Raw genomic sequence first — 15,599 nt, 5'->3', positions numbered from 1 at the left:
TCTTTTCCTCTTCTATTCTTGTCAGGCCGCGTCGCCGGGCGTGTTTTCGTCAGTCGGCATCGCCGGGCTTCATATCGCTAGTCGGCATCGCCGACGATGGTCGAAACACCCTCGCCCGCCAGCACGCGCGCCAGATTGCCGGGTTCGCGGATGTTGAACACGACGATCGGGATATGATTGTCACGGCACAGCGCCACGGCGCTCGCGTCCATCACCTTCAGATTGTCGGCGAGCACGCGGTCATAGCTCAGCGTATCGTAACGGACCGCGGTCGGGTCTTTCTTGGGATCGGCGTTATAGACGCCGTCGACGCTGGTGCCCTTGAGCAGCGCGTCGCATTTCATTTCGGCGGCGCGGAGCGCGGCGCCGCTGTCGGTCGTGAAATAGGGCGCACCGACACCGGCAGCGAAGATCACCACGCGGCCCTTTTCCATATGACGCTCGGCGCGGCGGCGGATCACCGGCTCGCACACCTTGTCCATCTCGATCGCCGACTGGACGCGCGTTTCGACGCCAAGCTGTTCGAGCGCATTCTGCATCGCGAGCGCGTTCATCACGGTGGCGAGCATGCCCATATAGTCGGCCTGCGCGCGGTCCATGCCCTTGGCGGCGCCCGCCATGCCGCGAAAGATATTGCCGCCGCCGATGACGAGGCAGATTTCGAGCCCGCGGCCTTTGGCTTCCTTGACCTCGGCGGCCATGCTCGCGACGGTTTCGGGATCGATGCCGAACGGGCTGGAACCCATCAGCGCCTCGCCCGACAGTTTCAGCAAGATACGTTTCATGCCGGGCAGAGCCATGATCGGGGGAACCTTATGTAATCGATGAATAAGCGAATGGCGCGCACCCTAGAGCGGGCACGCGCCATTGCCAAGCGGACTACCGCGATGAACGCGGCAATCCGAATCTTCTTTTTTAGACGCCGGCGACGGCCGCGACTTCCGCCGCGAAATCGCTTTCTTCCTTCTCGATGCCTTCACCGAGCTGGAAGCGGACAAAAGCCTTGAGCGTCACGTCCGCGCCGACTTCCTTGCCGGCTGCGGCGACGACTTCGGCGACCGGGGTCTTGCCGTCCATCACGAACAGCTGCGACAGCAGCGCGTTTTCCTTGCGAAACTTCGCGATCGCGCCGTCGACCATCTTCGAAACGATGTCGGCGGGCTTGCCCGACTGGGCGGCCTTTTCCTCGGCGATCGCGCGTTCGCGGGCGACGAGGTCGGCGTCGAGGTCGTCGCCGTTCAGCGCCAGCGGGTTCGCGGCGGCGACGTGCATCGCGAGCTGCTTACCGAGCGGTTCGAGAACGTCGGCGCCGGCAGTCGATTCGAGCGCGACGAGCACGCCGATCTTGCCCATGCCGGGTGCGGCGGCGTTGTGGACATAGCCCGTGACGACGCCCGAGTTCACCGAGACGATGACGCTGCGGCGCAGCGACTGGTTTTCACCGATCGTCGCGATGTTGCTGGTCAGCTTCTCGGCGACGGTTTCACCGCCCGGATAAGCGGCAGCGGCGAGCGCTTCGATGTCCGAGATATTGCCAGCGAGCGCAACCTGCGTCACGTCGCGAACGAATTCCTGGAACTGCTCGTTCTTGCCGACGAAGTCGGTTTCGCTGTTCACTTCGACCATCGCGCCGCGCGTGCCGTCGGTGGCGACGCCGACGAGACCTTCGGCGGCAACGCGGCCGGCCTTCTTGGCGGCGGCGGCGAGGCCCTTGGTGCGCAGCCAGTCGATCGACGCTTCGATGTCACCGTTATTTTCGGCGAGCGCCTTTTTGCAGTCCATCATGCCTGCGCCCGTGCGGTCGCGCAGTTCCTTGACGAGAGCGGCCGTAATTTCAGCCATGGAAAAATCCTTTCAATAAGGGCGAGCCCATCTGGCCCGCGGGACGCCCGCGCGCATGGCGGGGCGATAAGTCAAAGGGATGACAGGGACGGCGTGGGTCTTGCCGCGCCGTCCCGTCATGCCCGAGAGCGACTAGGCGTCGCTCTGACGTTCGGTTTCGGCAGCGGCTTCGGCCGGGACCTGTTCGTCTTCAGTCACCGGAGCGGCAACTTCTTCAGCAACCGGAGCGGCCGCTTCTTCGGCCAGCACGGCTTCGGCGGCGGGCTCGACAGCGGCGCCGAGATCTTCGCCGCGGTTCGCGCGGGCCTGCTGGCCGCCACGGGTCGCCGCCTGGGCCACCGCATCGCAGTAGAGGCGGATGGCGCGCGCGGCGTCATCGTTCGCCGGAACCGGGAACGCGATGCCGTCGGGCGAGACGTTCGAATCGAGGATCGCGACGACGGGGATGCCAAGGACGTTGGCTTCCTTGATCGCCAGCTCTTCCTTGTTCGCGTCGATCACGAACATCACGTCGGGAATGCCGCCCATGTCGCGGATGCCGCCAAGGCTCATTTCGAGCTTGTCGCGCTCGCGCGTCTTGTTGAGCACTTCCTTCTTGGTGAGGCCCGAAGTGTCGCCCGAGAGCTGCTCTTCGAGCGTCTTGAGACGCTTGATCGAACCCGAGATCGTCTTCCAGTTGGTGAGCATGCCGCCCAGCCAGCGGTGGTTGACGAAGTGCTGACCCGAAGCGCGCGCGGCGTCGGCGATCGGACCCTGCGCCTGGCGCTTGGTGCCGACGAACAGGACCTTGCCACCGGCGGCCGACGAGGACGCGATGAAGTCGAGGGCGCGCGCGAAGAGCGGCACGGTCTGCGACAGGTCGAGAATGTGGATGCCGTTGCGCGCGCCGAAGATGTACGGCTTCATGCGCGGGTTCCAACGGTGGGTCTGGTGGCCGAAGTGGGCGCCAGCTTCGATAAGATTCTGCATCGTGACGACAGGTGCCGCCATAGTCTTTCTCCTTCCGGTTGGTCCTCTGGAAAGCAAGAACCGAAGGCCCGCAAGCGGACGATCCGGCACCGGTTTATGTGCGCCTTCCATGTGGAATGGGCGGGCCGTTAGCCGCCTTGGCCGCCAAAAGCAAGGGGCGTGCGTGGCTTTTCGCGTTCAATGGAGACTCAACGGAGGCGCGGCCCCAGACTCAACTCGGCGACAAAGCGACTCCGTTCGTCGCAAAAGTGTTGAGAACAAAACGAGAACATGGAACGAAAAGTTCAACGAAACCGTCGCTGGCCAACAAAAGGTTTCGCACACAGAAGCCGAAAGGACAAGATCATGGTTCAGGTCGCTGCCGCTCTCCTCTTCGCCCTCGCCGCCGGTATCGGCGTCACGGTGATCCTGGCCATGCTCAAGAATAACGAAAATGCGATTCTCTCGGCGCTGCTCGGCGAAGGCGCCTTCCCGGCCGAAACCGCACCGCAGTCGGGTCCGCTGCCGCAGAAGATGACGCTGCGCCGCTCGCCGGCGCGGCGCGATGCCCCGCGCCCGATCCGCGCCGCAGCGCGCATGCAGCCGGCGCTCAGCCGCGCCGCTTGACCTTCGCGTAGCTTGCGAGGCCGAAGGGCAGCATCATCAGATAGAGCGCGCACACCGCGAGCAATGTCTGCCAGGGCGCCGTGACGAGCGCGGCACCGAGCAGGCCCACGCCTGCCAGCGCGAACAGACGCCACGAGCGGCGAAGCCGGATCGACGACCAGCTGTAGGTCGGGATCGCCGAGATCATCAGCATCGCGATGGCGAGCGCCCAGGGCATCACGACATACCATTCGCGGAACAGGTCGTTCCCGGTGACCAGCCACAGATAGACGGGTACGAACGACAGCCCCGCCCCGGCGGGCGCCGGAATGCCGGTCATAAAGCCCGCCGATTTGTGCGGTTGGAATTCGGCATCGAGGCGCGAATTGAAGCGCGCGAGGCGCAGCGCACAGCATACCGCGAGCGCCAGCGCCGCGGTCCAGCCGAATTTGGGGGCGTCGGCAAGCGACCAGAGGAACAGGATCATCGCCGGCGCGACGCCGAACGCGATCACGTCGGACAGCGAATCGAGCTCGGCGCCAAACTTGCTCTGGGCGCGCAGCAAACGCGCGATGCGCCCGTCCATGCCGTCGAGCACCCCGGCGACGATGATCATCGTCACCGCCGCGGCCCATTCGCCGCCGATCGCGAAGCGGACGCCGGTCAGCCCCGAACAGAGCGCGAGGATGGTGATCGCATTGGGCGCGAAGGCGCGCAGGCTGACCCCGGCGATGCGGCGACCCGCGGCATCGGGAATGACCTGCTCGTCCTCGGTCATTTTATTGACCGATCCCGTCGATCGTCTCGGCGGTGCCGATCCGCGCGACGACCGTCTCGCCGGCGAGCGTGCGCTGCCCGAGCAGCACCTGCGGCGTCGTGCCCGCAGGCAGATAGACATCGACGCGGCTGCCGAAGCGGATCAGGCCGACGCGCTGGCCGGTGGTGAGTTCGTTGCCCATCGTCACGAAGGGCATGATGCGGCGCGCGACAAGCCCGGCGATCTGAGTGAAGCCGACGCGCACGCCGTCGGCGCGCTCGACGACGAAATGCTGGCGCTCATTCTCCTCGCTCGCTTTGTCGAGGTCGGCATTCACGAATTTACCGGGAATATAGACGAGCTTGCGCAGCGTTCCGGCGACGGGGGTTCGGTTGATATGGACGTCGAAGACGCTCATAAAAATCGACACGCGCAGCATCGGCGCGGCGCCCAGCCCGTCGGGGCCGGAGATTTCGGGCGGCGGCGGGACTTCGGCGATCTGGGTGATCAGCCCGTCGGCGGGCGCGATGATGACGTCGTTCCCTGCCGGGGTCACGCGCACCGGGTCGCGAAAGAAGGCGCCGACCCACAAGGTCACGCCGAGCATCAGCCAGCCGATGATTTCCCAGCCGAGCAGCCAGAAACAGAGGGTCACGATACCGGCGATCAAAAGGAACTTGCGGCCTTCGGGATGGATCGACGGCCAGTGCCATTTGATGCCGCCGCCGGGGCGGTTCGAGGATATGATATTGGACATGGGCGTTCTTCTAGGGGGCAGCTTCTATACTGACAATGGATAAGGCGCAGGGCCAGTTCCACCGGCAGTTGATCAATCGCCCCGCTTTGCCTAAGGCGCTCGCAACTCCGACTCCCCAAGGAAAAAGGCTGAACGCATGGGCAAGATCAAGGTAGCCAACCCGGTCGTCGAACTCGACGGCGACGAAATGACCCGGATCATCTGGCAGTGGATCCGCGAGCGGCTGATCCTCCCCTATCTCGACATCGACCTTCATTATTACGACCTCGGTATCGAGAAGCGCGACGAGACCGACGACAAGATCACCGTCGAAGCCGCGAACGCGATCAAGAAATATGGCGTCGGCGTGAAGTGCGCGACGATCACCCCCGACGAAGCGCGCGTCGAGGAATTCGGCCTCAAAAAGATGTGGAAATCGCCGAACGGCACGATCCGCAACATCCTGGGCGGCGTTGTCTTCCGCGAACCGATCGTGATGAAGAACGTCCCGCGCCTCGTCCCCGGCTGGACCGACCCGATCGTCGTCGGCCGCCACGCGTTCGGCGACCAGTATAAGGCGACCGATTTCCGCGTCCCCGGCCCCGGCAAGCTGCGCCTCGTGTTCGAAGGCGAAGACGGCACGCTGATCGACGAGGAAGTGTTCCAGTTCCCGACGTCGGGCGTCGCGATGGGGATGTACAACCTCGACGATTCGATCCGCGACTTCGCCCGCGCCAGCCTGAACTATGGCCTCGCGCGTCAGTGGCCGGTGTATCTGTCGACCAAGAACACGATCCTCAAGGCCTATGACGGCCGCTTCAAGGATCTGTTCGAGGAAGTGTTCAACGCCGAATTCAAGGCGAAGTTCGACGAAATCGGCATCGTGTACGAACATCGCCTGATCGACGACATGGTCGCCTCGGCGCTCAAGTGGAGCGGCAAGTTCGTCTGGGCCTGCAAGAATTACGACGGCGACGTCCAGTCGGACACCGTCGCGCAGGGCTTCGGCTCGCTCGGCCTGATGACCAGCGTGCTGATGACCCCCGATGGCCAGACCGTCGAATCGGAAGCCGCGCACGGCACCGTCACCCGCCATTACCGCATGCATCAGCAGGGCAAGGCGACGTCGACCAACCCGATCGCGTCGATCTTCGCGTGGACCGGCGGCCTCAAGCACCGCGGCAAGCTCGACGACAATGCCGCGCTGATCAAATTCGCCGACGACCTCGAAAAGGTCTGCGTCGCGACGGTCGAAAGCGGCAAGATGACCAAGGATCTGGCGCTGCTGATCGGCCCCGACCAGAACTGGCTGACCACCGAAGGTTTCTTCGAGGCGATCGTCGAGAACCTCGAAGCCAAGATGGGCGCATAACAACCAAAAAGGTTGGGATAGTCCTCTAGCCAATCGGGGCCGGCCTGCATAAGGTCGGCCCTTATGGTATCGGAAACAGAAACCTCCGCCATCGGCAACGCGCTGGTGGTCCTCGGCGCCGCGGGCATCGTCATCCCGGCGTTCGCGCGCTTCCGGCTGCCGCCCGTGATCGGCTTCATCCTCGTCGGCCTGCTCGTCGGGCCGTCGGGACTGGGGGCGCTCGCCACCGACTATCCATGGCTGAGGCACATCACGATCGCCTCGACCGAGGATATCGCGCTCTTCGCCGAATTCGGCATCATCCTGCTGCTCTTCTCGATCGGGCTCGAGCTGTCATTCCGCCGCCTGTGGCAACTCAGAAAGCTGGTGTTCGGCATCGGCGCGGCCGAATTGCTCCTCGGCGGGTTTATCCTCGGCGTCGCTCTCAAGCTGGTCGGCGGCTATTCGACCCCCGCCGCCTTCGGGCTGGGCATCGCGCTCGCGCTCTCCTCGACCGCGCTCGTCCTCCCCATCGCGGGCACCAAATCGGCGGTCGGCCGCGCCTCCTTCTCGATGCTGCTCTTCGAAGATCTGGCGATCGTCCCGATCATCTTCATTCTCGGCGCCTTGTCGCCCGCGGCATCGGGCGACAGTGCCGAACTGTTGCTGACGACATTGTGGCAGGGTGCGGTCGTCGTCGCCGCGCTCGCGATCGGCGGCTGGTTCCTGCTCCCGCGCATCTTCGCGCAGGCCGCGCGCGCGAAAGACCCCGAACTTTTCCTCGCGGCGAGCCTGCTCGTCGTCATCGTCGCGGCGCTCGCGACCGCCGCGGTCGGGCTGTCGCCCATCGTCGGCGCCTTGCTCGCGGGCCTGATGATCGCCGAGACCGAATATCATAACGAGGTCGAGGCGATCACCGCGCCGTTCAAGGGCCTCGCGCTCGGGGTGTTCCTGATCAGCGTCGGCATGGGCCTCAATCTCAGGACGATTGCCGACCAATGGCCGCAGCTCGTCGCCGCGGTCATCGGCGTCGTCGCGATCAAGGCGATCGTCACCGCGGCGCTACTGCGCTTTTCGAACGTCGCGCGGCGCGGGACGGCGGCCGAGGTCGGCCTGTTAATGTCGAGCCCCTCCGAAACGACCTTGATCGTGCTCGCGACCGCGCTCCAGGCGCAGATCATCAGCCGGGGCACCGCCGAATTCTGGCAACTCGTCACCGCGATCGGGCTGACGATCACGCCGCTGCTCGCGCGTGTCGGCCACGACATCGCGCGGCGGATCGAAATGCGCACCGGCGATACGCAAGCCGAGGAAACGCCCGAGGGCCGGACGGTGATCGTCGGCTTCGGCCGCGTCGGCCACACCGTCGCCGAACTGCTCCGCGAACATGGCCGGCCCTATGTCGCGGTCGACGCCGATATCGACACGGTTGCCGCCGCACGGCGCGACGGGTTCATCGTCCGCTTCGCCGACGTCGCGCGCCCGGGCAGCCTCGACAAGCTGGGGGTCGAAACCGCCAACGCCATCGTGCTGACCATGGACGACCCGGTGCAGCAGCTCAGAATGACGCGCCAGCTTCGCCAGAAATATCCCGGCTTGCCGATCATCAGCCGCGCGCGCGACGCCGACCATGCCGCCACCCTCTATCAGGCAGGGGCGAGTGACGCGGTGCCCGAGACGCTGGAAAGCTCGCTGCAACTCGCCGAAGCGGTGCTCATCGACCTCGGCGTCGCGATGGGGCCGGTGATCGCCTCAATCCACGACGTGCGCGCCAAGATGCGGCACGACATCATGACCAAGGGCCAGCTGGAACGCGAGCCGCGGATCCGCAAGACCCGCCGCCCCATCGAGAGCAGCAAGAAGGCTTAGGGTCGGGACCCTAACGCCCGCCCGCCGAGGGTGCCGGGACCGGCGCCGCGCCCAGCGCCGATGCCTCGGCCAGCGTCATCCCCTTGGGCAGGATCGCCAGCGACCATTGGCGATCGGGCGTCAGATATTGCCGCGCCAGCCGCTGGACATCGGCCGCGGTGACCGCCGAAATATCATCCTGGATCGACAGCGCCGCCGCGGTGACGCGCGGATCGCGCGTCGCGCCTTCGAGCAGGAACATCCAATAGACGTTGCCCGTCGACGCGCGCGCGACCTGTTCGCGGATCGGCCCGGCGTTGCGCGCCAGCTCGTCGGCGGTGATCGGCTTTGCGACCAGGTCGGCGGCGATGTCGCGGGCGATGCCGTAAAAGCGGTCGAGATCCTTCGGCGCGAGCAGGCTGCCGACGAGCAGATAGCCGCCGGTGTCGAAGCCCGTCGGCCAGTGGCTGTCGACCACGGGGCCATAGCTTGCCCCCTGCTCGGCGCGCAGGCGGTCGAACAGGCGGTCGTTGAAGATCGCCGCCAGCACCTCAAGCCCACGCGCGTCGCGCGGGCAGGCGAGGCCGCCGCCGGTGGGCCAGGCCGTCATCGCCGCCGCCTGTCCCTGCTCGCCGCGGTGATAGGCGATCTCGGGCACCGTGACATGCTTAGCGAAGTCGACGCGCTGGCCGGCGGGCGGCGCGAGGGTCTGTCGCGGCGGCAGCGCGCCGAGCGTCTCAGCGAGGATCTTCTTATAGTCGACGGTTTCGAGGTCGCCGAAAATCTGCACCTCGATCGGCCCGCTGGCGAGGCGCGGTTCCCAGAAGGCACGGAAGGCGGCGGGGGTCAGCGCCTCGATCTGCGCCTTGTCGGGCGCGGCCCAGCGCGCGTCGTTATTGGTCAGCCAGCCGCGCAAATTGCGGTCGAGCACCGCGTTGGGCGTCGCGTCGTTGAGGTCATATCCGGTGAGGAAACCGATGCGCAGCCGTTCGACCGGCGCCGGATCCCAGCGCGGCTGCGCCAGCTTGCCCGCGATCAGCCGCATCTGGTCGGCCAGGTCGGCGGGCCGGCTTTCGGCCGACAGTTCGAACGCATCGTCGTCGATCGCGAAATTCATCTGGATTTGCCGGCCGTTGGTCAGCTGGTCGATCTCATTCTGCCCCCACGGGCCGATGCCGCTCGCGACCAGCGCATAGTCACCTGTCCAGAGCAGGTTCGGCGCGTCGGCGGCGACGCTGCGGTTGCCGGTGCCGAAGCGCACATTGACGCGCACCTTGCCCGGCTCGACCTTGTTGTTCGAGACGAGCGCGGTCACGCCATTGGCGAATTCGAGCCGCTCGGCGCGCAGCCCGAGAAGGCTGCTGGCCACTGTGATCGTGCCCGGCTGGCCGACGGCCGGAAGCTGCTTGAAATCGGCCTTCACCGTTGCCAGCCGGTCGTCGCGCGCGGTCACCGGTGCCTTGAGTGCGGCGAGGACGGAGGCATCGCCGCCCGCGGGCGTTGGCGTGGTCAGCACGACGCGGGTGACCGGCGCGGCAAAGATCGCCTTGCTGATGTCGAGCATCACCTTCGGCGTCGCCGAGGCGCGGATCGCCTTGAACATGTCGACCTGGCCCTGCGGGCTCGTCACCGTTTCGTTTATGTCGACCGCGCGCACCATGTCGTCGGCAAGCCGCGCGCCGGGCTCGTTGCGCGCATTCTCCAGTTCCTTGACCAGGAACGCCTGGATCTCGTTCGCCTCGCGGTCGATATCGGCCTGCGACGGCGGATTTTTAACCGCGTCGGCGATCACGCCGCGCACGTCGGCGAGCGCAGCTTTCCAGTCGCTCAGCGGAACGATCGACGCCATCGTCACGTCGACGCTGCGGCTGACATATTGCTGCTCGACCGTCGCGACCAGATAGCTGCCGCCGCTGCGCGCGCGGTTTTCCAGCCGCCGGTTGACCAGCGCCTGTGCGATGAATTCGAGATAGAGCCGCCGCGTATTTTCCACCGTGTCGATGCGCTTCTTCCACGGGCGCACCATCGCCAGCGTCAGTGCGAGCGGCTGGTTCGCCTCGACGATTTCGCGCGCCGCGGGTTTGGTCGGGTCGGGCTTGCCGAAATCGGGATTGGCGGGGTTCGGGCCGTCGGCTTTCCAGTCACCATAATATTTCGCGACCAGCCCGGCGAGCACCGCCGGATCGGCATCGCCGACGATAACCACGACCGCCCGGTCGGGGCGATACCAGCGACTGTGGAAGGCGGCGACCGAGGTCGCGCTCGCCCTGCCCAGCGACGCGGTGGTGCCGATCGGCGAGCGGTCGCCGAGCAATTGCCCTGCGAACAGATGCGCGTTGGTCGCGTCGGCAATTCGCTTTTGCGGGCCGTCGGCTTCGCGCAGTTCGGACATCACGACACCGCGCTCGGCCGCAACTGCGAGTTCCGAAATGCGCGGTTCGCGCACCATGCCCGACAGCAATTTCATGCTTTCGTCGAGATTGGCGGGCGTGACGCTCGGCAGGTCGAGTTGATAGACCGTCTGGGTCGGGGTCGTCTGGGCGTTCGAATCGCTGCCGAAGGTGACGCCGAACCGCTGCCAGATGCGCTTGGCTTCGCCATCGGGAATATGCTCCGACCCGCGGAAGGTCAGATGTTCGAGCAAATGGGCGTAACCGCGCTCCTGTTCGGTTTCGAACATCGAGCCGACGTCCATGCGGACGCGGATCGACACCTGCCCCGGGGGCACGCCATTGTTGCGCACGGCATAGCGCACGCCATTGGGAAGCACCCCGAATTGCCACGCGGTATCGCGTGGAATGTCGCTGCCGACATAGAGCCAGTCGCCGCTTTTCGCTGGGGCACCGGCGGTTTTCGTCGCCGTCCCTTGCGCGCTGACGGACGGCCCCGCCAGCAGCAACGCAGCAGCGGCGCCGGCAAGGAGAAAAGATCGGGTCAAACGAAGCGGCGCGCGCCGGGAGAAAGTGAACATTGACCCATCTTATCGCCTTCGAACCTTGCTGGCCACTGAACTGTCATGCGGCTTGTCCTGCGGACGCCATCGGCTTAGCCAGAAGCCATGACCGAAGAACCCGCACCCCTCGCCGCGCTCGTCCAGATGACGAGCGGTATCGATCCCGCCGTCAATCTCGCGACGATCGACCGCGCGATGGGCGAAGCCGCGGCGCACGGTGCCGCGATGGCCTTTCTTCCCGAAATGTCGCTGCTCCTCGATCGCGACCGCGCGCGATCGGGCGCGCATTTGGCCCGCGAAGCCGACAGCCCCTGGCCCGCAGCGCTGCAGGCATTGGCGCAGAAGCACGGGATATGGCTGCATTCGGGATCGATGCCGCTCCTCGCCGACGATGGCGAACGGCGCGTCAACCGCGCCCATGTCATCGCCGCCGACGGCCGCATCCGTGCGCGCTATGACAAGATCCACATGTTCGACGTCACCCTGCCCTCGGGCGAAAACTGGCAGGAATCGGCCGCCTATGCCGGCGGCGACGCCGCGACGGTCGTCGATACGCCGCTGGGACAGTTGGGGCTCAGCATCTGTTACGACCTGCGCTTCCCCGAACTTTACCGCGCGCTGGTCGATCGCGGCGCGACATTGATCGCCATCCCCGCCGCCTTCACCGTGTCGACGGGCGAGGCGCATTGGCATGTCCTGATGCGCGCGCGGGCGATCGAAACCGGCTGTCATGTCGTGGCGGCGGCGCAGGGCGGCACGCATGAAGACGGCCGGCAGACCTTCGGGCACAGCCTTGCCGTCGATCCCTGGGGTATCGTTCTGGCCGATGCTGCAAGGCCGGGCGATGCGCACGCCGAGGGCTATGCGCTGACGCTCGCCCCCATCGACGCGGCCGCCACCCACCGCGCCCGCCAGGCGATCCCGCTCGCGCGATCGCGGACGAACCGCACCATCGCACTCTGACCCCGCATCGCCGCGTCTTGGCGACGCGTGGCTGTATCACCACCCGGAATAAACAAAGGGCCCCGAGCGAAGCTCGGAGCCCTTTGCGAAAGTCTGGCTAGCCAGAACAGCCGTTATTACGGGCTGGTCGGCTTGTCGTCGTCGTTGTCCGACGCGATGATGATGCCGCCAACGACAGCAACGAGAGCGAGGACAGCGATGATCCAGCTCGTGCTGCCTTCGAGTTCGCTCTGGCCGTCAACGGCCGAAGCTGCGCGGGCTGCGGGAGCAGCCGACGCGGCAACCGGCGCCGCAATCATCGAGGTCGCTGCGAGAGAGATCGCAGCTTTCTTAAGCAGGTTCATCATTTTCTCCGTCCACTGGATTACTTTTGTCGAATCACACCGGCGAAGTTTCCCCCGGTCTGCTTCTGCAGCGCCTTATTAGGCACGGCGTTCAGCAATTGCAACGACGTTTTGCCCTACCCCGGTAAATCTTAGTAAATCATAAATAGGGGAAAAGTTGTTGCTTCGAACGCTACTTATCCGCGCCGTACGCGCTCGAAGGATTCGCTCGTAACAGGATAGCCGAGATGCCCGGGGATGCAGAGATAGGACTGCCCCTCGCGCTCCTCGACCCATGGCGTGATGAGCTCGACCGGAAACTGGCCGGAATGCTCGGAAAATCCGCTAAAATCCATGACTTGAGCCAAGCGTTCGAGATTGCGGCGGGTGGGAAAGATCACCGACACGTCGCCGCGGTCGGCCATCGCCAGCGTGGCCTTCGCGCTCGCCCAGAAGATATGGCTGTGCTCGGCCTCCTCGACCGTGAGTTCATGGCTGTGCGGGGGGGCGGCGACGGCATAGAAACGCGTGTCGAACGTCCGCGCCTCTTTGAAATTGGGGCACCACCGCGCGAAAGGGACGAAGGATTCGAGTGCGATTCGGTCGCCGCGCGCCGCCAATATGTCCGAAAGCAGCGTTCCGGCGAGCAACGCCTGCCGCACCTCGGCCACGTCGTTTTCGGCCAGCGCCGGCCAACCGACCGCGAGGCCCGTTTCCTCCAGCGTCTCGCGCAGCGCCGCGACCCGTGCCGCGCCGTCGGCTTCGTCGATGCCCGGCCCGTACAGACGCGCCACCCGATAATCGTCGGGGTCGACGCGGCCGCCGGGAAACACGACCGCCCCCGCCGCGAAAGCCATGGTGACCGACCGCTTGACCATCAATATCTCGTCAGCGCCGCCGTCGTCCGCCGGCCGCATGATGACCAGCGTCGCGGCGGGAATGGCACCGTCAGGCAAGGTCTCGGCGGGCAGGGTCGTCGATGTATCGGTCATGGGCAAGCGATAACCCCGCCGCACCCCCTTGTCATCCCGGCATTGCGGGCACGCGCGGACGGGTGCAAGATGACGCTCGACCAAGGGATCCGGGACGGGGAGCAGGGCATTGGGAATCGTCGAGATTTTGGGCGTCGCGGGCAGCCTCAGCCTCCTTGCCGGCTGGCGGCTCTACCTGACCATATTGGCCACCGGCATCGCGATGCATTTCGGCTGGCTGCCGCTGCCCGAACATCTCGCCGCCTTGCAGGTGCTCGCCAACCCCTGGGTGCTCGGCGTCGCTTTTGTCGGCACCATCGCCGAATTTCTGGCCGACAAGATCGCGTGGGTCGATTCGGCGTGGGACACGGTCCACAGCATCATCCGCCCGCTCGGCGGCGCCCTCCTCGCGCTGGCGCTGGTCGATTCATCGAACCCCGCGTGGCAGGTCATCGCCTTTCTGCTCGGCGGCGGCGGCGCCTTGCTGAGCCATGGCGCCAAGGCGACGACGCGCGCGGTCGTCAACGTCAGCCCCGAACCGTTCAGCAACGCCGTCGTGTCGACCGGCGAAGATGTCGCTACGGGCGGCCTGCTGGCGCTGGCCATCGCCTATCCGCCGCTGGCCATCGTCATCGCGATCCTGCTCGCGGTTGCCGCCGTCATCGTCATCATCGCGCTGCGCCGGCTGCTGCGCAATATCAAGACGACGTTGAAGCGCGCTCTGGGCGACGAAACGCCGCCGCCGATTGATGCTTAGTAATTTGGCAACATTCACTTTATAGGCTTTACGGACAGGGGGGCACACCAAACCCGAAAGGGAATGAGGACGCATGCCCCCCAAATCCATATCAAAGCCGATACGCGCCCCGCGCCGGAAGCATTTGCTCCTGTCGACCGCTGCCGCCGGCCTCACGCTGACGCAGGCATCGCCGGCGCTTGCCCAATGCGTCTTCACCCCGACTGCCGGGAATGACACCCATGTCTGCAGCAGCGGCACCTCCCCCGCCGGTCTGAACGACCCGGGCGGCAACAACCGGCTGACGCTCCCCACCGGTGGAACCGGGACCATCGCCGGCAATGTGACCTTTGGCGGAGGGACCGACGCGGTCGTGATGGATTCGGGCCGGATCAACGGCGGGGTCGATCAGGGCAACGGCGACGACCGTTTCCAGATCAGCGCCGGGACGATCACCGGACAGGTGCAGCAAGGCGAAGGCATCGACGATTTCACGATGACCGGCGGCGAGATCAACACGCTCAACCAGGGCGGGTCGATGGACACCTTTCTCATGTCGGGCGGCCGCATCGTTGACGCGTTCGACGATGGCGACACGGCGCGGATGACCGGCGGACGGATCGGCCGCGTCAATATGAAGCTCGCCGACAATCTGTTCGACATGTCGGGCGGCATCATCGATCGCAATCTCGTCGCCGGATTCGGCAACGACACGATCATCCTGTCGGGCGGCACGATCGGCGGCAACATCAGCGTATCGGGTGGCACCGACAGCGTGACGATCACCGGCGGATCGGTCGGCGGCGACATACTGCTCAGCGTCGGCACCGACAGCTTCACCTGGGACGGCGGCGGCATCGTCCACGGCACGGTCGATCTCGGCGGCGACAATGACAGCGCGCGGCTGGTGAACCTGACGGCGGCGCATCTTGGCCGGTCGCCGCGGATCACCGGCGGCGAAGGCAGCGACGCGCTCACCTTCGACAATGTCACAAGCGGTGGAATCGCGCGCTTCGACGGCTGGGAACTCATCCGCGCCACCGACGATAGCGAACTGACCTTCGATGGCTTCCTGACGCTCGGCGATGCGGGGACGGGCACCGGCCGTTTCGAGCTCGATGCGTCGAGCACGATCTTCGGCGGCGGCCTTCAGGGCGGGATCACGGCCTTTACCGCGGGGCAGCGTGCAACGCTGGTGAACGCCGGGCGCATCGACCTGACCAATGGCGGCAATACGCCGGGCGACAGCTTCACCGTGCGCGGTGACTATGTCGGCGACAGCGGGCTGCTGCTGATCGATACCGTGCTCGGGGGCGACAACTCGCTGTCCGACAAGCTGGTGATCGACGCGGGCGCCGCGTCGGGCACAACGGGAATCACCGTACTCAACGCCGGCGGCACCGGGGGTGTCACGGCGCAGAACGGCATCCTTGTCGTCGAGGCGATCAACGGCGGGACGACGGCGAGCGGCGCCTTTGCGCTCAACCAGCGCGTCGCCGTCGGCGCCTATGAATATTTCCTGTTTCGCGGCGGCACCACCGCTGGCACGGGGCAGAATTGGTATC

At 65.8% G+C, this 15,599-nt stretch carries 13 protein-coding genes and 1 pseudogene; 6 read left to right on the top strand and 8 right to left on the bottom strand.

Going from position 1 to position 15,599, the window contains the following annotated elements; genetic code table 11:
• Positions 1-77: 77 nt before the first annotated feature.
• The 3 genes from pyrH to rpsB all read right to left on the bottom strand — a co-directional run bounded on the left by pyrH (position 78) and on the right by rpsB (position 2,832).
• Complete coding sequence (pyrH, locus tag FG91_RS17335; RefSeq protein WP_037517473.1) at positions 78-800, bottom strand: UMP kinase; 723 nt, start codon at positions 798-800, stop codon at positions 78-80.
• Between the two features lie 115 nt (positions 801-915).
• Positions 916-1,842 (bottom strand): translation elongation factor Ts, encoded by a 927-nt coding sequence (gene tsf, locus FG91_RS17330; RefSeq protein WP_037517471.1) that lies wholly within the window; start codon positions 1,840-1,842, stop codon positions 916-918.
• Between the two features lie 132 nt (positions 1,843-1,974).
• A complete protein-coding gene (gene rpsB, locus FG91_RS17325) occupies positions 1,975-2,832 on the bottom strand; it encodes a 30S ribosomal protein S2 (protein ID WP_037517468.1) in 858 nt (285 codons plus the stop codon).
• 324 nt (positions 2,833-3,156) lie between these two features.
• Here rpsB and FG91_RS17320 point away from each other — a divergent pair, with 324 nt between their 5' ends.
• Positions 3,157-3,417, top strand: a complete 261-nt coding sequence (locus tag FG91_RS17320) for a hypothetical protein (protein ID WP_037517466.1) — start codon at positions 3,157-3,159, stop codon at positions 3,415-3,417.
• Here FG91_RS17320 and FG91_RS17315 read toward each other — a convergent pair.
• Together FG91_RS17315 and FG91_RS17310 are read right to left on the bottom strand one after the other, a co-directional pair.
• Positions 3,401-4,174, bottom strand: a complete 774-nt coding sequence (locus tag FG91_RS17315; protein ID WP_052187829.1) for a CDP-alcohol phosphatidyltransferase family protein — start codon at positions 4,172-4,174, stop codon at positions 3,401-3,403. The genes FG91_RS17320 and FG91_RS17315 overlap by 17 nt on opposite strands.
• Before the next feature lies 1 nt (position 4,175).
• Positions 4,176-4,910, bottom strand: a complete 735-nt coding sequence (locus tag FG91_RS17310; protein WP_037517464.1) for a phosphatidylserine decarboxylase — start codon at positions 4,908-4,910, stop codon at positions 4,176-4,178.
• Positions 4,911-5,046: 136 nt separating this feature from the next.
• Here FG91_RS17310 and FG91_RS17305 point away from each other — a divergent pair, with 136 nt between their 5' ends.
• Positions 5,047-6,261, top strand: coding sequence for an NADP-dependent isocitrate dehydrogenase (locus FG91_RS17305; protein WP_037517462.1), 1,215 nt, complete (start codon positions 5,047-5,049; stop codon positions 6,259-6,261).
• A 63-nt stretch (positions 6,262-6,324) separates the two neighbouring features.
• Positions 6,325-8,109, top strand: a complete 1,785-nt coding sequence (locus FG91_RS17300) for a cation:proton antiporter domain-containing protein (protein ID WP_037517460.1) — start codon at positions 6,325-6,327, stop codon at positions 8,107-8,109.
• A 10-nt stretch (positions 8,110-8,119) separates the two neighbouring features.
• Here FG91_RS17300 and FG91_RS17295 read toward each other — a convergent pair whose 3' ends face one another.
• Positions 8,120-11,059: a M16 family metallopeptidase gene (locus tag FG91_RS17295; protein ID WP_037517458.1), complete on the bottom strand. Its 2,940-nt coding sequence runs from the start codon at positions 11,057-11,059 to the stop codon at positions 8,120-8,122.
• An 87-nt stretch (positions 11,060-11,146) separates the two neighbouring features.
• Between FG91_RS17295 and FG91_RS17290 the strand changes: the two genes are divergently transcribed.
• Complete coding sequence (locus FG91_RS17290) at positions 11,147-12,004, top strand: carbon-nitrogen hydrolase family protein (protein WP_037517455.1); 858 nt, start codon at positions 11,147-11,149, stop codon at positions 12,002-12,004.
• A 116-nt stretch (positions 12,005-12,120) separates the two neighbouring features.
• On the opposite strand, the gene FG91_RS17285 is transcribed toward FG91_RS17290, so the two are convergent.
• Both FG91_RS17285 and FG91_RS17280 read right to left on the bottom strand, forming a co-directional pair.
• The gene (locus tag FG91_RS17285; RefSeq protein WP_231732538.1) at positions 12,121-12,351 is read right to left on the bottom strand and encodes a hypothetical protein; all 231 of its coding nucleotides are present in this window, start codon (positions 12,349-12,351) and stop codon (positions 12,121-12,123) included.
• Positions 12,352-12,524: 173 nt separating this feature from the next.
• Positions 12,525-13,319, bottom strand: coding sequence for an NUDIX hydrolase (locus FG91_RS17280; RefSeq protein ID WP_052187827.1), 795 nt, complete (start codon positions 13,317-13,319; stop codon positions 12,525-12,527).
• A gap of 109 nt (positions 13,320-13,428) precedes the next feature.
• Here FG91_RS17280 and FG91_RS17275 point away from each other — a divergent pair, with 109 nt between their 5' ends.
• Together FG91_RS17275 and FG91_RS17270 are read left to right on the top strand one after the other, a co-directional pair.
• Positions 13,429-14,055: a DUF4126 domain-containing protein gene (locus tag FG91_RS17275; RefSeq protein ID WP_037517449.1), complete on the top strand. Its 627-nt coding sequence runs from the start codon at positions 13,429-13,431 to the stop codon at positions 14,053-14,055.
• Between the two features lie 73 nt (positions 14,056-14,128).
• Positions 14,129-15,599 (top strand): annotated as a pseudogene (locus FG91_RS17270) (hypothetical protein); the annotation flags it as partial.

The sequence above is a fragment of the Sphingopyxis sp. LC81 genome, assembly GCF_000756375.1.
Lineage (GTDB): Bacteria > Pseudomonadota > Alphaproteobacteria > Sphingomonadales > Sphingomonadaceae > Sphingopyxis.
This window is presented reverse-complemented; position numbering and strand designations above follow the sequence as displayed.